The sequence below is a fragment of the Psychrobacter sp. H7-1 genome (genome assembly GCF_904846585.1).
In the GTDB taxonomy this organism is placed as follows: Bacteria; Pseudomonadota; Gammaproteobacteria; order Pseudomonadales; family Moraxellaceae; genus Psychrobacter; species Psychrobacter raelei.
This window is the reverse complement of sequence record NZ_CAJHBH010000003.1, coordinates 89,042-113,188: the sequence shown is the minus strand read 5'-3', so window position 1 is coordinate 113,188 and position 24,147 is coordinate 89,042. Positions and strand designations below refer to the sequence as shown.

Sequence of the window (24,147 nt, the reverse complement as noted above, 5' to 3'; positions counted from 1 at the left end):
CCTCGTACGCGTTTTTACTCTCATTGAGTGCACACTTTGCCAACATCAAAGGAATAAAGATTAGAAGCAACATAACTAACAATCGATTAAGGTTCACTGTGTTCATTAGTCAGCCTCCTTAGCTGGCAAGTCGCTTTCAAGCGTTGCTTGAGGGGCAGCGAGCCATAACATAGGAGTAAGCTCATAATCAGCATCAGATGCCGCCTGAAGGTGCATAAGTATCTGATAACCGTCAACATAGCCATAAGAATGAGTAACGCCGTGTATTTCTAAGCGTTCGCCGTCTTTTGTGATAGTGAATTTTGGGCAGTAGAATACGCCATCAGCATTTACATAGCCGTGCTTGCGTTCCCAATGATTAGGATAAAAAGAGACTTTGATACCATATAAATCATATATGGCTTGGCGGTTGGTTTCGGTTACGTGGAATATCTGGGGCAGGGTGTGGCCATCAGAAAAATAGCCTCTGCCATCTGGACGGAATAAGCATTCAACATTACCGATAACGATGGCTAGGCAGTCGATGGATATATAGACAAGCGTAAAGATACTATCCCCTAAGTTAGGGCAGTAAACTTTATCGCCTGCTTTAAATTTTGGTTGGGTTTTGATAGAAGTGTTACGGATTGAATTAGGCATGATAGCCTCCTTTTAGTTTTTGAGTATGTGCCACGCTATACGGTAAAAGTATAGGGTGACGGGTCTTACTCTCGGTACTAAAAGCAACCGCCCTGCATATTCGCCTTACGGCTATTTTATTTTGCAGCGTCAACCCGTCATAGTCGGTTAGCAAGTGACTTGCTATAGATATGATGGTTTGCCCCCTTGATGCGCTTAAATGCGCGTTTGGGGCGGTGTCTGTATGTTTTGATAAGGATTGAGAGTCCGCATCAATAACAGGCACAAAAAAAGCCAATAAGTAACGGCTTGGCTTGCCGCTTTTAGTTTTCGAGAGGTCTATATAGTAACCGCTGTTATCATCGGTTGCAATCGGTTTTGCATTGACTGGCTGGCAAGCGATTAATGCCAGTGCTAAGCCAATACCAGCAACCCATGCCATAAATATAATAAAGCTAAGTAGTAAGCCTCGTTTATGTGGCTGTATGCGATTGTGCGCCCCGTGGCTGGCTTTTATACTGGTTCTGTTATCGTTGGTCATTTCTTACGTCCTCCACGTTAAAGGCGATTTCTGCTATGTTTTTCGATAGCTCTTTTAATGACTCCACTTGTCGGCTGCCTGTCGGTAACAAACTGCCTAACATTTTTACTTCTATTTCTGCTAATTGGGTCATGGTGTTAATGGTTGTCACATTGGCGTGCAAGGTAATGATGAGCTGGTCGATAAAGTCATCAGGTATCATCAAAAAGCCCTGTTCTTTTAGCCCGTCCATGACTTGAGTTATAAAGTCGTTATCACTCATGGCTTGTTGCCTCCGCTTGGTACGGTAATGCGTGCTCACAAAACATCTCGCTAACAATACCTGCCAGCTCGCTATTGCTCAGTAGTGCTGCTTTGACTGCCACAAGCACGCCTTGGCTAACATCGTCTTTTGTATTGATAGCATCTAGCGCGGTGGCTAGGTGGTCGGTATTAATATAAATATCTTGTACGCGGTCATTCATAAGACGTAAGTAAAGGCTATCCACGGTCACTAGGCGGCTGGCTGGGGTGTCGATTGATATGCTAGGGTGGTTATTCATTTAGTTCACCTCACTGTTAGATAATTCGCTTTCAAGTAATGTTGCTTCATCGAGCCAATAAACAGAAAACCACTTATTATTATGTTTGACCATTTCACTTTGAATGGTTAATCCAGCCGTTCGTAAGTCATGTATGCGCTGTGCTAGGCATGTGATTTGGTAAAGGCGGTAAGCGTCCCATGTGGTGATTGTTGCCCCTGTCATCAGGTGCGCTTTAACAATCTCTATTTGGGTTTTAGGTGCTTGCTCGTTTGTCACTGGGGCGGTAGCGGTGGCTGTAGTAGTCATGGCTCTATACCTCGCTAGTGGTTGAGGTGTGAGAATTAAGCCATTCGTGAATGTCTGCATAGCTCCATGCGGTCATGGTAGGGCTTAGCTTCTTGCCAGCTGGGAAACGTCCATCTTTTGACCATTCAAAAAGGGTGGTTTTGCTAAAGGGTAGGAATGGCAAAATGTCCTTTGCTCTACCCATGCCCGTAGTAGGCAGTTGCATAGCTGGACTGTTTGCGGTGGTTGGTTCGGTGTCGTTCGAGGTGTCACCAGTAAAGGGAATAACTGGCGTGTTTTGGGTGGCTTGTTGCTGTGTCATTTTAACTGCTCCATATCGTATGATTTGCACCGCTGCGGTGTGCTGCGATATGGATAGTTTAGGGGGTATTAAGGGGGGCAGAATAGACGGAAAGGTAATGCTATTGCTACCCCCCTAAAAAATCTTTTTTACAATAAAAAACAAGTTCATTTTCTTCTTAGCTCAATAAAATAAAGGTCTGAAAATATAGGGGGTATTAAAAAGGTATGTCAAAATCTATATCTTTTTTAGGTAGTTCATTAGGTAAATTAACAGTAAGTTTTTTTTGTATCTCAGTAGCTAGGTTTTTATCTGCGCTTTTACTTACTTTTAGGGGGGTAGGTTTGGCTTTAGCTCTACCACCTGTAACGTCCCAGTTCGGAATAGCAGCAAGGTCTTTGAAAAACTTGTCACCTGTATTAGTCACACCAAAGGCTTTGGCGTTATCTTTCATCCAGTCTTCTATAAACCCTTTCACTCTTTTACCGTTAAGATTGGCGGTTTGTGCTTCCTCCCATGCTCTAACACATAGAGCCAACTTAGCAGAATAATTTGGGTGTTTTTGGTTCATGTAGTCGTCTTTTTTGCCGTTTGGAAATAATAAATGCGGAAAAACGCCTCTATCTGATAGCCATTCTCTTAAATCATCTCTATCTATAGTGGTTTTAGCTGTATCAATATCTGATATAGCTATCCAGTCTTTATTTAAGCAATCCTGAGTAAGGCTTTCAACGTTTGGCGTAATAACTATATGAGCATTTAATTTACCTGATTTTATGGCGTGTCCTAGCGTTTTTAAGCTAATCGAAAAAACCTCTTGTGCGTTATATGGGTCACCTTGATTGGTGCGTATTGCTATATATCCCTCACCAGCATAGTAATCATGATAAACATTGTTAGGACTTACACCAGCAATCAATGCCGCTGCATCTTCAACGCTTATAACATCCATAAGTTTATATAAATCTGCATCAGATAAAGCATTCATAAACTCATCTGCAATAGTGCCAAAAAAATTGTTATTACTCACGTTCACACCCCTACACCCTTAAATCAAAGTAGGTGCAAGGCAGTGACAGCATAAGGGTGCGGTTGCTGTCGTTCGGGTAATTAGTCCTAGCCTTGCATAGTCGTTACAGCATGATGTTAGCCATGCTTTTGTTTTTGTTGTTTAAAGTCTGCACGTATTAAGTTATCAATCTTGCCAGCGTAAGCATCATCAATAAAGTTTGCCCATTCATTCATCATCTTGGTTCTGTAGGGTAGATGCTGCGCCCCGTTATAGGCTTTGCTGATTTTGTTCTCTTTCTCATGTGCCAGCTGTAGCTCTATTGCTTCGTGCATGTATTCCTGTTCATGTAGGGTAGTGCTGGCAAGTCCTCTAAAGCCGTGCCCCGTCATTCTGCCCTTATAACCCATGCGCCATAGGGCAGTGATAAAAGCGTTTGTACTGTATGGCTTACGGGTTGAGGTATTAAAGAAAACATACTTGTCCGAAAAGCCTAGCGCCTTGATTTGCTCTAAGATAGCCATTGTTTGAGGGGCAAGCGGTACTAAGTGCGGTCTATCCATTTTCATTTTGTCGGCTGGTATGCGCCATAACTTAGCTTTGTAGTCTATCTCGCTCCATTCCATAAAGCGCAATTCTTGCGTTCTCACAAACGTATAGCACATAAACCATAAGCCCAGCTTCACCAGTAGGTCACCCTCATAGGCGTTAATATCTTGTAGTAGCTTTGGTAATTGCTGGCTGGTGATACGGCTATGATGCTTCACCTTATGGGGCTTTAAGGCTTCGGTTAGGTCGTTGGCTGGGTTGAGGTTGGTTAAGCCCTCACGGATTGCTTGTTTGAATATTTGCCCTGTTTGACGCATTGCACGCCTTGCCATATCACTAGCGCCCCGTGCTTCGATAGCTTTACCAATAGCCAAAACATCAGGTGCGGTTATGTCCTCTATGTTCATGTGTCCAATGACGGGCTTAATATCGCGCTGGTATTGTGAGTAATCACGGCTATAGGTGGTAGCGGCAATGTGCGCCTTACGGTCATCATGCCACCGCTGGGCTATGGTATCGAACGCCCTTGAACCGTCATTATCTGCTTGTGTCTTTTTCTTATCGTCTTTAGGGTTGATGCCATCAGCTATAAGCCTTTTAATCTCAATATTGCGCTGGCGTGCATTTTGTAGGCTCATTACTGGATAAGTGCCAATAGTGAGGGTTTGCTGTTTGCCTTGCCACCTGTAGGCGCTAATCCATGACTTAACGCCCGTATAACGCACCCATAATTGCAGCCCGTTACCATCACTGTGTTTATCAGGTCGTTTTGTGGCTATAGAGGTGGCGCTAGGCTGTAGCTTGTTGATACCTGTATGGGTTAGGGGCATGGGGTTATCCTTTGTTGGTATTGTCCATGTTGGTACTGCTCAATACCAACAATAATACCAACATTCTATATGGAACGCCATACACCTATATAACGCTCAATACCTGAAAAACGCCCAAAATAAAGGGCATACGGTCAATGACGGTATGCCCTAATATTGTGTTTGGTCGGAACGGCAGGATTTGAACCTGCGACCACTACACCCCCAGTGTAGTGCGCTACCAGACTGCGCTACGCCCCGATGGACTGCTATTTTACTTAATATTAGAAATTTTGCAAGGGGTTGTATGCATTATCCGGCCATATATGTTGCAGAAAAACAAAAAGGTAGGCCATAAAGCATGACCTACCCGGTATAAAAGTGCTTTTAGATCACCTGTTGTGTCATAAGTGATTTAAGTATTATCCTAAAATCTCTTTTAGAATCTGGTTCACTTGCTGCGGGTTGGCTTTACCACGGCTGGCTTTCATTACTTGACCGACTAGACCGTTAAAGGCTTTCTCTTTACCGCCTTTATATTCATCAACCATGGCTTGGTTGTTAGCAATGACCTCTTCCACGATGGCTTTAATAGCGCCAGTATCCGTCTCTTGCTTTAAGCCTTTGGCCTCGATAATCTTGTCTGCTGCATCAGCCTCATTGCCGCCTTCACCGTCATATAGCGCAGTAAATACTTGCTTGGCCAACTTACCTGATAGGGTATTGTCATTAAGACGTTTTAGCAGACCAGCCAATTGTACTTCGCTAATGGGCGAGTCGGTAATGGTCTTGTCATCTTTGTTTAAGGCGCCAAGTAGGTCACCCATAATCCAGTTGGCGGCCAGCTTAGCGTGCTCAGTACCCACTGTGGCTAATACGCTCTCAAAATAGTCTGCCAATTCACGGCTATCGGTCAAGATGCGGGCATCATACTCTGATAAGCCAAGCTCAGTGCTAAAGCGCTCACGGCGCACCACAGGCAGCTCTGGCATGCTGGCACGAATGGCATCTACGGTCTCTTGCTCGATACGTACTGGCAATAAGTCAGGATCTGGGAAGTAGCGGTAATCGTCCGCGTCTTCTTTGGTACGCATGATGCGTGTTTCATCGGCTTCTGGATCATACAGCATGGTAGCCTGGACGACTTTTCCGCCATCTTCAATGATGTCGATTTGACGCTCGATTTCACGTTTGATCGCATTTTCGATGTTACGAAATGAGTTTAGGTTTTTAAGCTCAGTACGGGTACCAAACTCTTCGCCCGGCTGACGCACAGACACGTTACAGTCGCAGCGGAATGAGCCTTCTGCCATGATGGCATCTGAGATATCAAGCCAAGTAACCAGCTGATGAATGGCTTTAATGTACGCCACCGCTTCGCTGGCTGAGCGCATGTCAGGCTCAGAGACAATTTCAATAAGCGGCGTGCCAGCACGGTTTAAGTCCACACCAGTCATGCCGGGTACCGCATCATGCACTGATTTACCGGCATCTTCTTCTAAATGGCCACGGGTGATGCCGATGCGTTTGGCATATTCATTCTTCTGGCCTTCATTAACGATAACATCAATGTAGCCTTTACCGACGATGGGGTTTTCCATCTGGGTAATCTGATAGCCTTTTGGAAGATCAGGGTAGAAGTAGTTTTTACGATCAAAAGTATTGAGCATACCCAGCTCAGCGTTGACGCCGATGCCAAATTTCAAGGCACGCTCGATAAGCCCCTCGTTTAATACTGGTAATACGCCAGGCAAGCCTAAGTCAACGATATTGGCCTGAGTGTTGGGCTCATTACCAAACTTAGTGGGCGAGCTTGAGAAGATTTTACTGTCGGTATTGAGCTGACAGTGAATCTCGATACCAATGACCACTTCATAGCCATCGATTAATAACTCTTTGCGAACGGGCTGATGGGTGGTGTTGCTTTCAGTGATAGCAGTCATTAGATGCTCTCCTGTGCAGTAGCAGATAGCTTAGTGTGATGGTCAGTGTGTTGTTGGAAGATATGTGCCGTTGATAATAGCTTGCTGTCATCCCAGTGGTTGCCAATCAGCTGTAGACCAATAGGTAAGCCTGATTCGGTGAAGCCCGCTGGCATGCTAATGGCAGGTAGACCGGCAAGGTTTACGCCGATGGTGTAGACGTCACCTAGGTACATGGTCACCGGATCTAGGGCGGCATCTAGCTTATAGGCTGCCGTAGGCGCAGTAGGACTGGCAATCACATCACACTTCTCAAAGGCGTTTTTGAAGTCTTGTAAAATCAGGCGGCGAACTTTTTGTGCCTTGGTGTAATAGGCATCAAAATAGCCGGCTGATAGTGCATAAGTACCCATCAAGATACGGCGTTGTACTTCCACCCCAAAGCCCTCAGAGCGTGAGCGGGTATATAAGTCAGCTAAGTCTTTAGGGTCTTCACAGCGGTAACCAAAACGTACCCCATCAAAGCGTGATAGGTTCGATGAGGCCTCAGCAGGGGCCAACATATAGTAAGTGGCTAGAGTAATCTCAGGGTCAGTGATGTTCACCTCGACAATGGTGGCACCCAGCTCTTCATATTGCTTTAAGGCGGCGCGAACGTTGGCATCCACTTCCGCGTCTAGTCCTTTACCGAAGTATTCTTTGGCCACACCGATACGTAGACCGGCAAAAGGCTTGTCAGCGTCTGCTTGTGCGGCGGCCGATTCTAAGTCTGCCACATAATCAGGTACATCACGCTTGATGGAGGTCGCATCACGGGCATCATGACCGGCCATGGGCTGTAATAAATACGCGCAGTCTTGTGCTGAGCGGCCGAACGTACCGGCCTGATCTAAGCTTGAAGCGTAGGCAATCATACCAAAGCGTGACACACGGCCGTAGGTAGGCTTAATACCGGTTAAACCACAGAATGAGGCTGGCTGGCGAATAGAACCACCTGTATCACTACCTGTTGCAAAAGGCACGAAGCCGGCAGCCACGGCAGCAGCAGAGCCACCAGATGAGCCACCAGGCACACGGCTTAAGTCCCAAGGGTTATGCACGGCACCATAGTATGAGCTTTCGTTATCTGAGCCCATCGCAAACTCGTCCATATTGAGTTTACCTAAGCACACAGCGCCCGCTTCACGGATGTTTGATACGATAGTGGCGTCATAAGGGGAGACGAAGTTGTGTAGTATCTTTGAGCCTGAAGTGGTCAATAGTCCCTTGGTACAGAACAGATCTTTGTGCGCCATAGGCAGACCCAGTAAAACTGAGTTATCGCCTGCGCTACGTCTGTCATCGGCTTGTTGTGCCGCTTGACGGGCGCCTTCTTCATCGATGGTAATAAAGCTGTTAACTTTTTTATCTAACGTATTGATACGCTTTAAAAAATGATCGGTTAATTCGACACTGCTAAAGTGCTGGTTCTGTAAGCCATCTACCAGTTTTGCAATGGATAAGTGATGTAAATCAGACATATTGGGTGTCCATATTGAGTAATTAACTAAGTAATCGGTTAAGTGAGTAATAGGGCATAAGCCATAAAGTCAGTTAAGCGTATGGCTGTTGTTGTTTTATGTCACGTGTGCCAGCGCTTGATAGGCGGCTATGGCGAGTTTTTATGCTAAGCGGGCTATTTTATTTTTTGCCCCTAGCAGACAGACAAAGCTAGCAGCCAAGCTAAATGCTATTCAATGACCTGAGGTACTAGGTACAAGCCTTGCTCAACGGCTGGGGCGATAGATTGATTCAATTCACGGTCGATATCTGGATTGGGGATATCAGCACGCAGCTCTTGAGCCGCTTCATGAACGTTGGCTAATGGCGTTAAGCCTTCGGTATCGACGCTCGATAGGGTATGCATCATGGCTAGGATTTTGTCGATGTCTTCTGCGAAGTTTTGCGCAGTTTCTTCATCGACGGCCAGACGTGACAGCTTGGCTACCTCTAAAATATCGGCTGTGCAGATTTTGTCATCACGAAGATCGCCGATAGGCGCTTGTGGATTTTGGATTGGGGTAGTCATGAAACAAAGCATCCTTTTTTAGATTAGTTAATAAAAATAATTAAGACAATCAATGGGGCAATACATTAAGGCATTAAAGATACCGCAGACAGATACGCTGCTGATAAATATAAGGCTCAAACTCAGTTAAAAAAGCGTGCTTGCCCGTGTATTTATTCCTAAGCAGGCTTGCGGGTCACTACAATCATGAAATTGGCGGATATTATAAAGCAACTGGCAGTTATTTTCAGTGGTTACCTTGTGATAATGGCCAGTGGCTAAAGCGCTAAAGTGAGATAAGGCGGATACTAATGACATGAGCCATCTATCAATAAGCAGGGTCATAAACGATGGTCATACCCCAAGCTTAGGCGGTTGGCAACAGGTTTGACATGAGATGTTGCAAATTAGTGTACTGTATAAAGATGAAAAGTTAGAGATTGACATGATTTATCGACAATTAAGCGCTATAATTTGCACCACTTGAATATTTGACGAACCTTTTTAGGTTTTTCCTTGTCGTCATACTTAACTTTAGTTAAAGTGTGTGCTTATATCTGCTCGGCAATATCTTAGAATATTTTTTAGTAAATCAAACTCACTTATTTGAGAGCCAATCTTAGCGAATTAACGGCTGATGATGACGGCTTCTCTTTAACTCGCAATACGCTGGAAACACGATACATGAACCCGTTTGGATTTCTATCTAACAATATCGCCATTGACCTTGGTACTGCCAACACATTGATTTATGCGCCTGGAAAGGGTGTGGTTCTCGACGAGCCCACGGTAGTGGCTCTGCGTAGTAATCGCACTCAAAATCCAACGGTAGCTGCTGTCGGCATCGATGCAAAGCAAATGCTGGGTCGTACACCGGACAATATCACCGCCATTCGCCCGTTAAAAGATGGGGTTATTGCAGATTTTGAGGTTACTCAAAAAATGCTAAAGCACTTCATCAATAAAGTAAAAGCGCGTCGCTTTTTGGCTCAGCCAAACGTTGTGGTTTGTGTGCCTTGCAAATCGACCTTAGTTGAGCGTCGTGCCATTCGTGAAGCGGTATCTTCTGCTGGCGCCAACAAAGTCTTTTTATTAGAAGAGCCGATGGCAGCTGCCATTGGTGCCGACCTACCAGTGCATGAAGCCAGTGGCTCTATGGTTGTGGATATCGGTGGTGGTACCACTGAGATTGCCGTCATCTCATTATCAGGCTGTGTCTATGCCGACTCTATCCGTATCGGCGGCGACATCTTTGATGAGGCGATTATCACGCACGTTCGCCGCAATCATGGCTGCGTCATTGGTGAAACCACAGCTGAGCGTATCAAGCAAAGCGTAGGCTCGGCCATTGATGAAGATGCCAAGCTTGAAGTTGAAGTGCGCGGCCGTAGTATGGCTGAAGGGGTGCCTAAGACCTTAACGATCACCTCTGAAGAAGTTCAAAAGGCATTAAGCGACTCATTAACCGGTATTGTTAGTGCGGTAAAAACGGCCCTAGAACAGACGCCACCTGAATTGTCATCAGACATCGCTGAGCGTGGTATCGTGTTAACCGGTGGCGGCGCTTTATTGCGTAACTTTGATAAATTATTGTCAAAAGAAACCGGCCTACCGGTTACCGTTGCAGAAGACCCCTTAACGTGTGTGAGCCGTGGCGGCGGTGCTGCATTAGCATTTATCAATAATAAAAGTCTTAATATGATTTTTGTGTAGCCGATGAGTTTATAAATTTAATATGCCAACAAGCATCTTTGCTCAGTACAGTCTATCGTTACGAAAAACAGCGGCCGTGTTATTGGTCGCTATGATTTTGATGTTACTGGATAGCAAGAACCCTGACTGGTTCACACCAATCCGTGATACCAGTCATTCGGCCATGCAGCCTATTTATCAGATGTCTGTGCTGCCAAGTTTTGTGAGTCACTGGGCAGATGGCACTTTGATGAGTAAAGAGGCGCTGCGTCGCGAAAACGTACAGCTGCATGCCCAATTGTTGCATGCTCAGGCCAAACTACAGCAGCAGGATTATGTGTTGGCCCAAAACGCCCGCTTGCAAGGCATCTTGTCGACGACCAAGCCGGATCAATATGATTTGAATTTGGCACAGGTTATCGGCACAGATACCAACCCCCTAAAGCAGATTGTGGTGCTGAATAAAGGCAGCAATGATGGGGTGGAAGTCGGTCAGACCGCGATCGATGAAAATGGCATCTTGGGACAAATTATTAATGTGTATCCCAATACCAGCCGTTTGTTATTAATCACTGATGAATTGCAGTCAGTGTCAGTGACAGTGCGACGTACCGGCCAGCGTGCTATTGTTTCAGGGGAGGGCACGCCAAGCTCCTTGAAGCTGGATTATATATTTAAGACCTCAGATATCCGAGTCGGTGATGAGCTCATATCATCAGGGCTCGGTGGCCGGTTTCCAGCTGGATATCGTGTGGGCCGTATTGAATATATTAATCCTGAGCAAAATGATAATTTTATGAATATCGAAGTAACGCCCGCAGCTGATTTTGTGAACAGCTCGTATGTGCTCATTATGCAAGACAGCAAGCACTCTCCGCGTTATTCCGATGACAGCTTTACCGGGTCATTAGAGCTTACTCAGGCCCCGTATGTGCCCCCAAGCCGTCCTATTGATGAGCCTTAGCCTGTCTAAGCTGGTCTATGGCAGGCAGCAAGCTCGTCGTTAAACACTAAGCCAGATGACTTGGTGTTTATCTTAAACTAAGCCCATGGCACAGTGTGTTTGTGGGCTTAGTGTTTAGCAACCCTGTGTCTTTGGTTCAAAAACTAGGTGATTTTGCTACATTTTTGAATTAAGATTTTGAACTTAGGTTTCTTAACAGGCGCTACCGCAATTATGATCAAGTCTCCCTTAAGCCCGTTACAATCTTTGCTGTTGGTTATTGCAAGTTTTGTGGCGGCTTCTGTCGTTAATATCTACCCGCTTAGTTTGGATGCCTCGAAGCTACGGCCCATGGCACTTATTATGGTGCTTATTTTTTGGCTTATCTATAAACCGCGCTATGTGGGGGTGGTGACCGCTTTTGCCATTGGTATTATCTCAGACTTGTTGTTAGATACCCGCTTAGGGCAGCAAGGATTTGCGGCAGTGATTATGGCATTTTCGCTGCGTTTTGTTGGGCAGTATATCAAGCAAGTTAATCTGCCCGTTGCTTGGACGGTGGCGACAGGGGCACTTATCGTGTTTCAGCTGACGTTATGGATTGTGCAATACCTGACCCAGAACATATTTTATGCCAGTGCAATTTTTAGCTTATTGGTCAGTGTCATTAGCTGGCCGTTGGTATTTTTTGGACTGCACCGTTTTATCAACAAGTATTCATAGCCCTAAGTACATAACCATTCACACCTTTAACATACCAAGTGCTGTCTGTTTTGTGCGCTCACTTTTAATCATTCATTTAATGTGGATAACCCAGCCGATATTATGATAACTGTTGTTCTTGCCTCGACTTCACCGCGCCGTCAGCAGCTGTTGGCTATGGCTGATCTTGACTTTGTGATACATAGCGCTGAGGTAGATGAAACGGTGCAAGCCGGGGAGAGCCCGCAAGATTATATCGTGCGTATGGTGGGGGCGAAGGCTGTAGCAGCGTGTCACAGCTTGGTATCACAGATGCCGGTAAAGACAGCAAGCACTGAGCGTCAACTTTTTTTGGTAATTACCTCAGATACCATTGGTGTCTTGCCTGATGGCCGCTCTATTTTGGTGAAGCCCATTGATAAAGAGGATGCCTTTAGGATGTGGCAGCAGATGTCTGATACCGAGCATGCCGTATGGACTGCGGTACAGTTAACCTTGATTGATGAGTGCGGGCAGGTTGTATTAACCGATAACTTACTTGAAAAAACAGCGGTAAAATTCATTACGCTCAATAAGGCGGCGATGGAGGACTACTGGCGAAGCGGAGAGCCTGCAGACAAAGCCGGTGGGTATGCCATTCAAGGTAAAGGCGCCGCATGGGTGGAGCGCATTAATGGCAGCTACTCTAATGTGGTGGGTCTGCCGCTGGCGCAAACCTTAGCTGCTATTAAACGTATGCAGCAACAAGCGGCTGACTTATAATATCTAGGCACTCATAAGGTAGGCTGCCTAACAATAACTTGGTGCAAGATAACAATTTATCAAAGTCAGTGGTACACTGAGAGTCCTAACGTTTTGAGTGTCCTGAACTTATCAGCGTATCATTCATTTATAGATTGTCATTAACTTATAATAAGATAAAAGGTCTGCTATGTCAGAAGAGCTACTCATTAATGTCAGCCCAATGGAATCTCGAGTCGCTGTTTTAGATAACGGTGTGGTTAGTGAGGTTTATATTGAGCGGCATAATAAGCTGGGTCTGGTTGGCAATATCTATTTGGGTACTGTGGTGCGTGTTTTGCCTGGAATGCAGGCCGCTTTTGTTGAAATTGGCCAGTCTCGTACCGCCTTTTTGCATGTTAATGATATGCGCCGTATTGCCCGTCCTGCCCCTACGGCAGACAAGGCCCCTGAGATACGTCACAACGCTAAGCAAGAACCGACCGTATTAACCAGTATGCCAGTAGATCGCTGTGAGCACATTGCTGAAAATGTGGTGACGGCAAGTGACGCCATGGCATCTGTAATAGCAGAAACTGAGCCCGCTATGGAGGCTGACCCGTTGTCTGCGAAGACAGAAATTGAGGCGGGCAGCTTACGCGAAAAAAAATCGGCTTTAGCAGATGAGTCCGACAATCTAAAAAATGATCTGCTCGATAACGCGCTACTTGAGATTGACTCTCCCGATATGGTGGGTAACGCCATTACCAAAGCCGATACCAAGCCCGCTGCGGTCAAAGAGCGTCAGATTATCGAGCCGCCACGTCATGAATTAATTCAATATCGGCTGCATGAAGGCCAAAAAATACTGGTACAGGTCACCAAAGACCAGCTCGGTACCAAAGGCGCCCGTCTTACCACCAATATATCCTTGCCATCGCGCTATCTGGTATATTTGCCCTCCAGTGAGCACATCGGTATCTCGCAGCGCATCGACAATGAAGAAGAGCGCCACCGTTTAAAGACTGAGCTTGGCGCACTGATGCAAACGGTCAATCTTACCGGCGGGCTTATTGCTCGTACCGCCGCAGAGCGGGTACCAGTGGCCAAGCTAGAAGAGGATATCTACTATCTAGTACAGCTATGGCGCACCATTCAAGCGCGTAAAGAAGCCTCAGCGGGTAGTGGTCAAAGTGCGGTGTTGATTTATCAAGAATTGTCGCTTCCACTGCGCTCTATCCGAGATTTGGTGCATCCAGATACCGAAAAAGTCATTGTCGATCACGAAGGTATGTACAATGAGGTGCGTCAGTTTGCCAAAGAGTTTGTGCCTTTTATTTATCCACGTATCCTGCCTTACAGTGGCGAGCAGCCTTTATTTGATGTGCACCGGGTTGAAGAGGATTTGCGTGATGCGTTAAAGCGCCGAGTAGACTTAAAATCGGGCGGCTACCTGATTATCGATCAAACCGAGGCAATGACCACCATTGATGTCAATACCGGCTCTTTTGTGGGTGGCCGCTCGCTTGAGGACACGGTATATAAAACTAATTTGGAAGCCACTCATGCTATTGCCCGTCAGCTTAGACTGCGTAATTTAGGCGGCATCATCATCCTTGATTTTATTGATATGCTCGAGCAGCAGCACAAAGATGATGTGTTAGAGAATTTACAATATCAGCTGTCACAAGACTATGCCAAAACCAAAATTACTCAGGTCAGTGAGCTTGGACTGGTCGAGATGACCCGCAAGCGCACACGTGAGTCATTAGAGCAGCAGCTTTGCGAGCCATGTAAGACGTGTGAGGGTAAGGGCTTTATCAAGACAGCAGAAACCGTTTGCTTTGAGATTTTCCGTGAAATTATGCGCTGTGCCCGAACTTATAACTCACCTAAGAAGTTTACGGTGGTGGCGCACGCTTCGGTAATTGACTTGCTACTCTCATCTGAAGCAGACACAGTCGCTGACTTAGAGTATCTTTTGGGCCGAGTTATCACGTTTGAGGTAGAGAATTTATATACCCAAGAGCAGTATGATATCGTCTTAGATTAGTTGCATGCTAAGTACAAATCATTTTAAGCGGTTGCTGGCTTTTTTAAAGACAAGCCTAAGCGTTATAAACTGGTTGTTTTTTAGACACTTTAGCCCTGCTATCGCCTTACTATCAGATAAGTTTTGGTTAATTTATAGTCAAATTAGACACCTAAAATAGGGATGTTATTAAAATGTAAAAAGGGCGTAATAACCCCAAATATATGGCGATAAACACCAATAATATACTTGCAATTGGCTGTCAGCTATGTATAATACAACCCACTGAATTTATATGAGCGTTCCAAGTAAGTGTGATCAGATACGGCAGCGTATTGAATAGTAAACACTTGTAAAGCTTGACGTTAATACAGCCAAAGCATCGTTTTTGGCACTAATTTCAATCTTCTTTGCTACCTTCTTATATAGAAATGGTGGGCAAGGATTAAACTTATTTTGTTTTTTGAATTGTCTCATGTGATTAATCTCACGATTTGACCAAAAAATAAATCATTTATATAACGGCTATTTGTCATTTAACGTTCGCCATTTGGGTTATCGTTGATGATAAAACCATTTATTAGGAGCTTGCTGGCATGGCTAACCAGAGAATCCGTATCCGACTAAAGTCTTTTGATCATAGATTGATCGATCAGTCGGCACAAGAGATTGTCGATACCGCAAAGCGCACTGGTGCGCAAGTTTGTGGTCCTGTACCGTTGCCTACTCGCATCGAGCGTTTCAACGTCCTAACCTCGCCACACGTCAACAAAGACGCGCGAGATCAGTACGAGATTCGTACTCACAAGCGTATGCTTGACATCGTGCAACCTACTGATAAAACAGTAGACGCATTGATGAAGTTGGACTTGGCTGCTGGTGTAGACGTTCAAATCGCATTGGGTTAATAAGTACGTTTCTATAATAATACGTACTGATTAATATAGAGCGACATACTAACAATTACCCAGAATATTAATTGAAGATATAAAGAGGTTTAACATGGCGATCGGTTTAGTCGGTAAGAAATGCGGCATGACCCGTGTCTTCACTGAAACAGGCGCTTCTATCCCTGTAACGGTTGTTGAGGTCGATGCAAACCGCATTACTCAAATCAAAACGAATGACACTGACGGCTATCAAGCCATCCAGATCACCACAGGTGAGCGTCGTGACAGCCGCGTAACAGCAGCACAAAAAGGTCACTTTGCTAAAGCAGGCGTTAAAGCCGGCCGCGGTGTGTGGGAATTTCGTGTTACAGAAGAAGAACTTGAAGGACGTGAAGCGGGTAGCGAAATTGCTGCTGACCTATTTGAAGCAGGGCAACTTGTTGATGTTACAGGTCAAAGTAAAGGTAAAGGCTTCCAAGGTGGCGTAAAACGTCATAACTTTAGTATGCAAGATGCTACACACGGTAACTCAGTATCGCATCGCGTATTGGGTTCCACAGGTCAGAACCAAAGCCCAGGTAAAGTTTTCAAAGGTAAGAAAATGCCAGGGCAAATGGGTAACAAACGTGTTACCGTTCAAGGACTTGAAGTCGTGTCAGTAGACGCTGAAAAAGGTCTTCTCGTCATTAAAGGTGCCATTCCAGGTGCCAATGGTGGCGATGTCATCGTACGTCCGTCAATCAAAGCCTAAGCAAGGGGATTAACGTGAATTTAAAAACTGTTACAGGCGCAGCGGTTGAGCTGTCTGACACGGCATTTGGTCGTGAATTCAACGAAGCCCTCGTTCACCAAGTCGTCACTGCTTATTTAGCAGGCGCACGTCAAGGTACCCGCGCACAAAAGACTCGTGCTGAAGTTTCTGGCGGTGGTAAAAAACCATGGCGTCAAAAAGGTACTGGCCGTGCACGTGCTGGTTCTACTCGTAGCCCAATTTGGGTTGGTGGTGGTCGAGCGTTTGCTGCCAAGCCACAAGACTGGTCACAAAAAGTGAACCGTAAAATGTATCGCGGTGCGATGCAGTGTATCTTAGCTGAATTAGTTCGCCAAGACCGTCTAATTTTAGTTGACAGCATCACTGTGTCAGCGCCAAAGACAAAAGAATTAATTAGCAAATTGGCAGAACTTAATGCACCACGTGCATTAATCGTGACCAATGAAGTTGATGAGAATCTATACTTAGCTGCCCGCAACATTCCACATGTGAATGTTCTAGGTACTAACGAAGTGGATCCAGTTAGCTTGATTGCGTTTGATAAAGTCATCATGTCTGTTGACGCAGCGAAACAATTTGAGGAAGCACTAGCATGAACAACGCAAGACTTTATCAGGTCTTAAAAGGGCCTGTGTTCTCAGAGAAATCTCAGCTGTTAGGTGACTCGTTAGGTGTTCAAGTTTTCAAAGTTGATAACAATGCCACCAAGCGTGAAATCAAAAAAGCAGTCGAGTTAATGTTTGAAGGTGTGGAAGTTACTAAGGTAAACACCTTAAATGTTAAAGGTAAAACAAAGCGCTTTGGTCGCACTGTAGGTCGTCGTAATGACTATAAAAAAGCCTATGTGACGTTAAAAGCTGGTCAAGATGTACAAATGGCTGATGCTGGTGAAGAGATTGCAGATAATGCAGCTTCTACTAGCGAAACAGCGAACAACGAATAAGGATACAAATCATGCCTATCGTAAAAGCAAAGCCAACATCACCAGGTCGCCGTTTTGTTGAAAAAGTGGTGCATCCACACCTTTACAAAGGTCGTCCGCATGCCCCACTTGTTGAAGCACAAGGTAGATCAGGTGGTCGTAATAACAATGGTCGTATTACATCACGTCACATTGGTGGTGGACACAAGCAACACTATCGTATTATCGACTTCAAACGTACTAAAGACAATATCCCAGCAACGGTAGAGCGTATCGAATACGATCCAAACCGTACTGCACATATTGCCCTTCTTAAGTATGCTGATGGTGAGCGTCGTTATATCATCGCTCCTAAGAAACTTAAAGTTGGCGATACAGTATTGTCAGGTGAAGCATCACCAATCCGTCCAGGTAACTGTTTACCTCTAAAAAATATTCCTGTTGGTACTACCATCAGTAATATTGAACTAAAAATCGGTAAAGGCGCGCAAATGGCTCGCTCAGCTGGTGCTTCAGTTCAGTTACTAGGTAAAGAAGGTATTTACGCAATCCTACGTCTACGTTCAGGCGAAACTCGTCGTGTACACGTAAATTGCCGTGCCGTTATCGGTGAAGTTTCAAACACTGAAAATAACCTAAAATCACTTGGTAAAGCAGGTGCATCTCGTTGGCGTGGTGTTCGCCCAACGGTTCGTGGTACTGCGATGAACCCAGTAGATCACCCACACGGTGGTGGTGAAGGTCGTACAATGGGTAAACATCCAACAACGCCATGGGGTCAGAAGACTAAAGGTCTTAAAACGCGTTCTAACAAGCGTACTGACAGTATGATCATCCGTCGCCGTCGCGCCAAGAAGAAATAAAGGAAAATTTCATGCCTCGTTCATTGAAAAAAGGTCCATTCATTGATGCGCATCTGTTTGCCAAAGTAGAAAAAGCTGTAGAGTCAAACTCACGCAAGCCTATTAAAACTTGGTCACGTCGCTCGATGATTCTGCCACAAATGGTTGGTCTAACAATTTCTGTTCACAACGGCCGTACACATGTACCGGTTATCATTAGTGAGCAAATGGTTGGCCATAAACTAGGTGAATTTGCCCCGACTCGCACTTATCGCGGTCATGGCTTTGACAAGAAAGCAAAAAAATAAGGTGCTCACTATGGAAGTAACTGCAAAATTACGCGGTGCCGCCATTTCGGCACAGAAAGTTCGACTTGTCGCAGATGAAGTTCGTGGTAAGTCTATTGAGCGTGCTTTGGATATCCTTGCGTTCAGCAATAAAAAAGGCGCAGTATTCGTTAAGAAATGTCTTGAGTCTGCTATCGCAAACGCTGAACACAACCACGGTTTAGATATCGATACGCTTAAAGTATCAACTATCTATGTGGATGAAGGCATCACGCTAAAGCGTATCCTACCACGTGCAAAGGGTCGTGCTGATCGTATCAGTAAACGTACCTGTCACATCACTGTTAAGGTAGGAGAATAACTCATGGGACAAAAAGTACATCCAATCGGAATTCGTCTTGGCGTTGTAAAAAAACACAATGCTAACTGGTATGCAGACCCAAAACAGTATTCTGAATACCTACTTAACGATCTTCAAGTACGTGACTATCTTCGTAAGAAGCTAGACAATGCTATGATTAGCCACATTATGATCGAGCGTCCTACTGGCGCAGCTAAGATCACAATTTCAACGGCTCGTCCTGGTATCGTTATTGGTAAAAAAGGCGAAGATATTGAGAAGTTACAAAAAGAATTAACCAAAATGATGGGCGTACCTGCTCAGGTTAATATCGAAGAAATCACTTCTCCAGATTTAGATGCTCGTCTAGTTGCTGAAGGTATCGCCAGCCAACTAGAGCGCCGTGTTATGTTCCGTCGTGCGATGAAGCGCGCCGTTCAAAACAGCATGCGCTCTGGTGCTCAAGGTATTAAAGTAGAACTGTCTGGTCGTTTAGGTGGTGCTGAAATCGCTCGTACTGAGTGGTATCGTGAAGGTCGTGTACCTTTACATACGCTACGTGCTGATATCGATTATGCATCAGTTCGTGCAGAGACTACTTACGGAACCATCGGTGTTAAAGTATGGGTATTCCGTGGTGAAATTCTAGATGGTATGGATAGCGTTTATAATCCTCCTAAAGAAGATAAGACTCGTGCGCCAAAACGTCGCGGCCGTAGTAACAGCAACCGCCGCAATTCAGACAGAGCAAACACAGATAGAGGTTAAGCTATGTTACAACCAAAACGTACCAAATTTCGTAAAATGCATAAAGGGCGTAACACGGGTTTAGCACATCGTGGTAGCACCGTTGCATTTGGTCAGTTTGGCCTAAAATCAGTTGGTCGTGGTCGTATGACAGCACGTCAAATTGAAGCGGCACGTCGTACCATCACTCGTAAAGTAAAACGTGGTGGTAAGATCTGGATCCGTGTATTCCCTGACAAGCCAATTACTAACAAACCATTAGAAGTTCGTATGGGTAAAGGTAAAGGTCCTGTTGAGTACTGGGTATGCGAAATCAAACCAGGTAAAATGCTTTATGAGATCGAAGGGGTTTCAGAAGAGTTAGCCCGCGAAGCGTTCACGCTTGCAGCAGCTAAGCTTCCCTTCAAAACTACCATTGTTAAGCGGACGATAATGTAATGAAGATCAGTGAATTACGAGACAAATCAGTAGAAGAGCTGACTGGATTACTAGATGAGAAGCAACTTGATGCTTTCCGTCTTCGTATGGCAAAAGCCACCGGTCAACTAGGTAGCACCCACGAAGTCAGAGCCAATCGCCGTGCGATCGCTCAGATCAAGACTTTGATTAATGAAAAACAAAGAGGCGCCTAATGAGTGACGATATTCAACAAACCGAAGTTTCGGGCACAGGTGTAGGTATTGTTACTGGTAAGGTTGTCAGTAACAAGATGGACAAGTCCATTACAGTATTGATTGAGCGTAAAGTTCGTCACCCACTATATGGCAAACAGATCCGTCGTTCTACAAAAATTAAAGCCCATGATGAAAATAACGTCTGTAAAGAAGGTGATGTGGTTCGTATTATTGAAACCCGTCCTATCTCTAAGACTAAGTCTTGGAAATTAGTAGACGTTGTGGAAACAGCGGAAAAAATATAAGCAAATTGCAATTGGCATTAATTACTGGTAGAATACGTCCCCTTGTGGTGACTTACCAAATTAGTGAGTACTTCATGTGATTTTTATAATTGCATGAAGTTATTCACCAGTATAGTTATTGCCTATTGTATATGATTGGAGTAACGCGATGATTCAGACTGAAACAATTCTGGAAGTTGCAGATAATAGTGGTGCACGACGTGTACAGTGTATTAAGGTTCTTGGCGGTTCACATCGTCGTTATGCCTCTGTCGGTGACATCATTAAAGTATCTGTTAAAGAAGCAATTCCACGTGGTCGTGTTAAGAAAGGCGATGTAATGAATGCTGTGGTTGTACGTACCAAAAAAGGTGTACGTCGTCCAGATGGTTCAGTACTTCGTTTTGATGACAACGCTGCTGTATTGCTTAACCAGAATAAAGCCCCGATTGCCACTCGTATCTTTGGGCCGGTAACTCGTGAACTACGTGGTGATCAATTCATGAAGATTGTATCACTAGCACCAGAAGTACTGTAGAGGTAACCCATGGCTAAATTACGTAAAGGCGACAATGTCATTGTTATTGCTGGGAAAGATAAAGGCAAACAAGGCACTGTGCTAGCGGTAAAAAATGACCGTATCAAAGTTGAAGGCATTAATATTGTAACCAAACACCAAAAGCCAAATGCGGCAACTGGTGCTGAAGGTGGCATTGTTAAGCAAGAAGCATTTTTACATATTTCAAACGTCGCAATTTTTAATGCGCAAACCCAAAAAGCTGATCGTATTACTTATCAGTTTGACGATGAAGGCAACAAAAAACGTGTCTATCGCTCAAACGGTGAAGTAGTGGCGACTGCGTAAAACACTAAGGGTGTAATAGCAATGGCTAGATTAAAATCACTATACAATGACCAGTACAAGCAACAGATCAAAGATGAACTAGGCTTGGAAAACGTCATGCAAGTACCAAAAATCACCAAAATTACTCTTAACATGGGTGTTGGCGGTGCTTCACAAGACAAGAAGCTTTTAGAAGGTGCCGTAGCGGACATGACTGCAATTGCAGGCCAGAAGCCGGTAATTACTAAAGCTCGTAAATCTGTCGCTGGCTTTAAAATTCGTGAAGAATGGCCAATTGGCTGTAAAGTGACACTTCGTGGCGAGCAAATGTATGAGTTTTTAGATCGTCTCATTGCTATTGCTATCCCACGTATCCGTGACTTCCGCGGCTTTTCACCAAAAGCATTCGACGGTCGTGGTAACTACTCGTTAGGTATTAAAGAGCAAATCGTTTTCCCAGAAGTTGATTATGATAAAATTGATCGCCTTCGTGGGCTTGATATCACTATCACGACATCTGCTCAGGATGACGAGCAGGGTCGCGCACTGCTTAAAGCATTCGGCTTCCCATTCAAATAGGAATAAAGCATTATGGCAAAAAAGAGCATGATTAATCGCGAATTAAAGCGCGAGAAAATGGTTGCTAAGTATGCTGAGAAGCGTGCAAAGCTTAAGGCAATCATCGGCGATGTTAATGCAAGTGACGAAGAAAGAATGGAAGCCATTCTTGAACTTCAGTCTCTTCCACGTAACTCGTCTCCAGTAAGACTACGTAATCGTTGTGGTGTAACTGGCCGTCCTCATGGTTACTTCCGTAAGTTTGGTTTATCACGTAACATTTTACGCGAACGCGTAATGCAAGGTGATGTTCCAGGCGTTCGTAAAGCTAGTTGGTAAGGGAGTAATACTATGAGTATGCAAGATACAGTTGCTGATATGCTAACCCGTATCCGTAACGCACAAATGGCACGTAAAGTTTCTGTTGCTATGCCAAGCTCAAAACTACGTAAGTCAATTGCTGACCTACTGGTTCAAGAAGGTTACATCGCTTCTGCTGAAGTAACTGACGAAGGCAATGGCAAAGCAACACTAAGTATCGAATTGAAATACTTCGAAGGCAAGCCTGTTATCGAAGTAATCAAACGCTACAGCCGTCCAGGTTTACGTCAATACCGCGGTAAAGACGCTATCCCATCGGTACAGCAAGGTTTAGGCGTTGCGATTGTTTCTACCAGTAAAGGTATCATGAGCGATCGCGCTGCTCGTGCTGCTGGCATCGGTGGTGAAATCATCGCATTTGTTGCTTAAATCATAATTTGTATTATTTAACTTTTTAAAACATTATTAATCAGGTATAATGGGCGCCTTTATTTAGGCCCCAAGTTTTGATTACTAATAAAAAGCTTAAGTAATATAGAGCTGATTATTTAAATTAACAGGCCTAGTGCCTGTTAATTTTTTCATAATCATTCGTTATTTATCTGTTATTAAGGAATATTCCTATGTCTCGTGTGGCTAAAGCCCCAGTAGCACTGCCTAATGGCGTAAGTGTTACTTTGAACGGTCAGCAGGTTGAAGTTAAAGGCAGTAAAGGTACTATGTCTTTACACCTGCATGATTTGGTCGAGCTAAAACAAGAAGATAGTCAACTGATCTTATCACCTGTTTCTGACTCTAAAGAAGCTTGGATGCACACTGGTACTATGCGTTCAACTTTGAATAACTTCGTTATCGGTGTTTCTGAAGGTTTTGAAAGAAAACTTCAGTTGATTGGTGTTGGTTACCGTGCACAAGTTACGGGTAATAAAATCACCCTAAACGTAGGTTACTCACATCCAGTTGAATACATCCTTCCTGAAGGTGTAACTGCTGAAACGCCAAGCCAAACTGAAATCATTTTAAAATCAAATGATAAGCAGGCACTAGGTCAAGCTGCTGCGAAAATCCGTGGTTATCGTCCGCCTGAGCCATATAAAGGTAAAGGTATTCGCTATAGTGACGAGCATGTGGTTCGTAAAGAAGCTAAGAAAAAATAAGGTGAAATGACATGTTTGATAAAAAAGCTGCTCGCTTACGTCGAGCTAAAAAAACACGTGCCCACATCCGTCATTTGGGTGTGCATCGGTTAGTTGTTAACCGTACTCCACGCCATATCTATGCTCAGATCATTTCTCCAACTGGCGGAGAAGTATTAGCACAAGCCTCAACGCTTGACGCTTCATTACGCTCTGGCGCTACTGGTAACGTTGACGCAGCTGCTGCTGTAGGTAAACTTATCGCTGAACGTGGAACATCTGCTGGTATCACTAAAGTTGCTTTCGACCGTAGTGGTTTCAAATACCACGGCCGCGTTAAAGCATTAGCTGACGCCGCTCGTGAAAATGGATTGGAGTTTTAATCATGGCTAAAGTAGAACAAAACGACGGTTTAGTAGAAAAATTAGTTTCTGTTGACCGTGTATCGAAAGTTGTAAAAGGTGGTCGTATCTTCTCATTCACAGCATTAACTGTTGTTGGTGATGGTAATGGCCGTGTTGGTTTTGGACGTGGTAAAGCTCGTGAAGTTCCAGCTGCTATCCAAAAAGCACTTGAAGCTGCAAAACGCAACATGATCACTGTTGATCTTGATGGCGCTACTTTACAGCATCCTATTATTGCCCGTCATGGTGCAAGTAAAGTATACATGCAGCCAGCTAACGAAGGTACTGGTGTAATCGCCGGTGGCGCAGTACGTGCTGTACTAGAATCTGCTGGTGTAGAAAACGTATTAACTAAATGTTATGGTTCAACGAACCCAACTAACGTAGTACGTGCAACATTCAATGGTTTACGTGATATGTCGTCACCTGAAAAGGCGGCTGCAAAACGTGGTAAATCTGTAGACGAAATCTTGGGCTAACCATTATTTAGAT

35 protein-coding genes and 1 tRNA gene are annotated in these 24,147 nt (G+C 44.6%); 24 read left to right on the top strand and 12 right to left on the bottom strand.

Annotated elements, in window-relative coordinates:
- Positions 1-105 precede the first annotated feature (105 nt).
- The 12 genes from JMX92_RS02020 to gatC all read right to left on the bottom strand — a co-directional run bounded on the left by JMX92_RS02020 (position 106) and on the right by gatC (position 8,626).
- Positions 106-639 carry a hypothetical protein gene (locus tag JMX92_RS02020; RefSeq protein ID WP_201543596.1) on the bottom strand — a complete coding sequence of 178 codons (534 nt, stop codon included), beginning with the start codon at positions 637-639 and terminating at the stop codon, positions 106-108.
- Entirely contained in the window at positions 632-1,159 is a 528-nt protein-coding gene (locus JMX92_RS02015) for a hypothetical protein (RefSeq protein WP_201543595.1), read from the bottom strand. Before JMX92_RS02015 ends, JMX92_RS02020 begins: the two co-directional genes overlap by 8 nt.
- Positions 1,146-1,421, bottom strand: coding sequence for a hypothetical protein (locus JMX92_RS02010; RefSeq protein WP_201543594.1), 276 nt, complete (start codon positions 1,419-1,421; stop codon positions 1,146-1,148). Before JMX92_RS02010 ends, JMX92_RS02015 begins: the two co-directional genes overlap by 14 nt.
- A complete protein-coding gene (locus JMX92_RS02005) occupies positions 1,414-1,701 on the bottom strand; it encodes a hypothetical protein (RefSeq protein WP_201543593.1) in 288 nt (95 codons plus the stop codon). Before JMX92_RS02005 ends, JMX92_RS02010 begins: the two co-directional genes overlap by 8 nt.
- Positions 1,702-1,989 carry a helix-turn-helix domain-containing protein gene (locus JMX92_RS02000; RefSeq protein WP_201543592.1) on the bottom strand — a complete coding sequence of 96 codons (288 nt, stop codon included), beginning with the start codon at positions 1,987-1,989 and terminating at the stop codon, positions 1,702-1,704.
- Between the two features lie 4 nt (positions 1,990-1,993).
- Entirely contained in the window at positions 1,994-2,290 is a 297-nt protein-coding gene (locus tag JMX92_RS01995; protein ID WP_227675232.1) for a helix-turn-helix transcriptional regulator, read from the bottom strand.
- Positions 2,291-2,486: 196 nt separating this feature from the next.
- Positions 2,487-3,299 (bottom strand): hypothetical protein, encoded by an 813-nt coding sequence (locus JMX92_RS01990; protein WP_201543591.1) that lies wholly within the window; start codon positions 3,297-3,299, stop codon positions 2,487-2,489.
- Positions 3,300-3,415: 116 nt separating this feature from the next.
- A complete protein-coding gene (locus JMX92_RS01985) occupies positions 3,416-4,657 on the bottom strand; it encodes a tyrosine-type recombinase/integrase (protein WP_201543588.1) in 1,242 nt (413 codons plus the stop codon).
- Between the two features lie 163 nt (positions 4,658-4,820).
- Positions 4,821-4,897, bottom strand: a tRNA-Pro gene (locus JMX92_RS01980).
- A gap of 161 nt (positions 4,898-5,058) precedes the next feature.
- Positions 5,059-6,579: an Asp-tRNA(Asn)/Glu-tRNA(Gln) amidotransferase subunit GatB gene (gene gatB, locus JMX92_RS01975; protein ID WP_011959705.1), complete on the bottom strand. Its 1,521-nt coding sequence runs from the start codon at positions 6,577-6,579 to the stop codon at positions 5,059-5,061.
- A complete protein-coding gene (gatA, locus tag JMX92_RS01970; RefSeq protein WP_201543586.1) occupies positions 6,579-8,078 on the bottom strand; it encodes an Asp-tRNA(Asn)/Glu-tRNA(Gln) amidotransferase subunit GatA in 1,500 nt (499 codons plus the stop codon). Before gatA ends, gatB begins: the two co-directional genes overlap by 1 nt.
- A gap of 209 nt (positions 8,079-8,287) precedes the next feature.
- Positions 8,288-8,626, bottom strand: a complete 339-nt coding sequence (gene gatC, locus JMX92_RS01965) for an Asp-tRNA(Asn)/Glu-tRNA(Gln) amidotransferase subunit GatC (RefSeq protein ID WP_011959707.1) — start codon at positions 8,624-8,626, stop codon at positions 8,288-8,290.
- Positions 8,627-9,289: 663 nt separating this feature from the next.
- On the opposite strand from gatC, the gene JMX92_RS01960 reads away from it, so the two are divergent.
- The 24 genes from JMX92_RS01960 to rpsE all read left to right on the top strand — a co-directional run bounded on the left by JMX92_RS01960 (position 9,290) and on the right by rpsE (position 24,134).
- Positions 9,290-10,318, top strand: coding sequence for a rod shape-determining protein (locus JMX92_RS01960; RefSeq protein WP_201543584.1), 1,029 nt, complete (start codon positions 9,290-9,292; stop codon positions 10,316-10,318).
- 22 nt (positions 10,319-10,340) lie between these two features.
- Complete coding sequence (mreC, locus tag JMX92_RS01955) at positions 10,341-11,261, top strand: rod shape-determining protein MreC (protein WP_011959709.1); 921 nt, start codon at positions 10,341-10,343, stop codon at positions 11,259-11,261.
- Between the two features lie 213 nt (positions 11,262-11,474).
- Entirely contained in the window at positions 11,475-11,963 is a 489-nt protein-coding gene (gene mreD, locus JMX92_RS01950; RefSeq protein ID WP_011959710.1) for a rod shape-determining protein MreD, read from the top strand.
- Between the two features lie 102 nt (positions 11,964-12,065).
- Complete coding sequence (locus JMX92_RS01945; RefSeq protein ID WP_201543582.1) at positions 12,066-12,704, top strand: Maf family protein; 639 nt, start codon at positions 12,066-12,068, stop codon at positions 12,702-12,704.
- Between the two features lie 169 nt (positions 12,705-12,873).
- On the top strand, positions 12,874-14,715 hold the full coding sequence (locus tag JMX92_RS01940) for an Rne/Rng family ribonuclease (protein WP_201543580.1): 1,842 nt from the start codon (positions 12,874-12,876) through the stop codon (positions 14,713-14,715).
- Between the two features lie 575 nt (positions 14,716-15,290).
- A complete protein-coding gene (gene rpsJ / locus JMX92_RS01935) occupies positions 15,291-15,602 on the top strand; it encodes a 30S ribosomal protein S10 (protein ID WP_007394248.1) in 312 nt (103 codons plus the stop codon).
- Positions 15,603-15,696: 94 nt separating this feature from the next.
- Complete coding sequence (gene rplC / locus JMX92_RS01930; RefSeq protein WP_011959713.1) at positions 15,697-16,335, top strand: 50S ribosomal protein L3; 639 nt, start codon at positions 15,697-15,699, stop codon at positions 16,333-16,335.
- Positions 16,336-16,349: 14 nt separating this feature from the next.
- Positions 16,350-16,952 (top strand): 50S ribosomal protein L4, encoded by a 603-nt coding sequence (rplD, locus tag JMX92_RS01925; RefSeq protein WP_011959714.1) that lies wholly within the window; start codon positions 16,350-16,352, stop codon positions 16,950-16,952.
- The gene (gene rplW, locus JMX92_RS01920) at positions 16,949-17,299 is read left to right on the top strand and encodes a 50S ribosomal protein L23 (RefSeq protein ID WP_011959715.1); all 351 of its coding nucleotides are present in this window, start codon (positions 16,949-16,951) and stop codon (positions 17,297-17,299) included. Before rplD ends, rplW begins: the two co-directional genes overlap by 4 nt.
- Positions 17,300-17,310: 11 nt before the next feature.
- Positions 17,311-18,141, top strand: coding sequence for a 50S ribosomal protein L2 (gene rplB, locus JMX92_RS01915; protein ID WP_011959716.1), 831 nt, complete (start codon positions 17,311-17,313; stop codon positions 18,139-18,141).
- Positions 18,142-18,152: 11 nt separating this feature from the next.
- Entirely contained in the window at positions 18,153-18,428 is a 276-nt protein-coding gene (gene rpsS / locus JMX92_RS01910) for a 30S ribosomal protein S19 (protein ID WP_007394243.1), read from the top strand.
- Between the two features lie 10 nt (positions 18,429-18,438).
- Positions 18,439-18,768 carry a 50S ribosomal protein L22 gene (gene rplV, locus JMX92_RS01905; RefSeq protein ID WP_011959717.1) on the top strand — a complete coding sequence of 110 codons (330 nt, stop codon included), beginning with the start codon at positions 18,439-18,441 and terminating at the stop codon, positions 18,766-18,768.
- Between the two features lie 3 nt (positions 18,769-18,771).
- A complete protein-coding gene (gene rpsC / locus JMX92_RS01900; protein ID WP_011959718.1) occupies positions 18,772-19,515 on the top strand; it encodes a 30S ribosomal protein S3 in 744 nt (247 codons plus the stop codon).
- A 3-nt stretch (positions 19,516-19,518) separates the two neighbouring features.
- On the top strand, positions 19,519-19,932 hold the full coding sequence (rplP, locus tag JMX92_RS01895) for a 50S ribosomal protein L16 (protein WP_011959719.1): 414 nt from the start codon (positions 19,519-19,521) through the stop codon (positions 19,930-19,932).
- Positions 19,932-20,126, top strand: coding sequence for a 50S ribosomal protein L29 (gene rpmC / locus JMX92_RS01890; protein WP_007394239.1), 195 nt, complete (start codon positions 19,932-19,934; stop codon positions 20,124-20,126). Before rplP ends, rpmC begins: the two co-directional genes overlap by 1 nt.
- Positions 20,126-20,413: a 30S ribosomal protein S17 gene (gene rpsQ, locus JMX92_RS01885; protein ID WP_011959720.1), complete on the top strand. Its 288-nt coding sequence runs from the start codon at positions 20,126-20,128 to the stop codon at positions 20,411-20,413. Before rpmC ends, rpsQ begins: the two co-directional genes overlap by 1 nt.
- A gap of 148 nt (positions 20,414-20,561) precedes the next feature.
- Positions 20,562-20,930: a 50S ribosomal protein L14 gene (gene rplN, locus JMX92_RS01880; protein WP_007394238.1), complete on the top strand. Its 369-nt coding sequence runs from the start codon at positions 20,562-20,564 to the stop codon at positions 20,928-20,930.
- 9 nt (positions 20,931-20,939) lie between these two features.
- On the top strand, positions 20,940-21,257 hold the full coding sequence (rplX, locus tag JMX92_RS01875; protein WP_011959721.1) for a 50S ribosomal protein L24: 318 nt from the start codon (positions 20,940-20,942) through the stop codon (positions 21,255-21,257).
- Between the two features lie 21 nt (positions 21,258-21,278).
- Positions 21,279-21,815, top strand: a complete 537-nt coding sequence (rplE, locus tag JMX92_RS01870) for a 50S ribosomal protein L5 (RefSeq protein ID WP_007394236.1) — start codon at positions 21,279-21,281, stop codon at positions 21,813-21,815.
- 12 nt (positions 21,816-21,827) lie between these two features.
- Positions 21,828-22,133 (top strand): 30S ribosomal protein S14, encoded by a 306-nt coding sequence (gene rpsN, locus JMX92_RS01865; RefSeq protein WP_011959722.1) that lies wholly within the window; start codon positions 21,828-21,830, stop codon positions 22,131-22,133.
- Positions 22,134-22,145: 12 nt separating this feature from the next.
- Complete coding sequence (gene rpsH, locus JMX92_RS01860) at positions 22,146-22,544, top strand: 30S ribosomal protein S8 (RefSeq protein WP_011959723.1); 399 nt, start codon at positions 22,146-22,148, stop codon at positions 22,542-22,544.
- Positions 22,545-22,738: 194 nt separating this feature from the next.
- Positions 22,739-23,272 (top strand): 50S ribosomal protein L6, encoded by a 534-nt coding sequence (gene rplF / locus JMX92_RS01855; RefSeq protein WP_201543578.1) that lies wholly within the window; start codon positions 22,739-22,741, stop codon positions 23,270-23,272.
- Between the two features lie 11 nt (positions 23,273-23,283).
- Positions 23,284-23,634, top strand: a complete 351-nt coding sequence (rplR, locus tag JMX92_RS01850; protein WP_011959725.1) for a 50S ribosomal protein L18 — start codon at positions 23,284-23,286, stop codon at positions 23,632-23,634.
- Between the two features lie 2 nt (positions 23,635-23,636).
- Positions 23,637-24,134, top strand: a complete 498-nt coding sequence (rpsE, locus tag JMX92_RS01845; RefSeq protein ID WP_011959726.1) for a 30S ribosomal protein S5 — start codon at positions 23,637-23,639, stop codon at positions 24,132-24,134.
- Positions 24,135-24,147 lie beyond the last annotated feature (13 nt).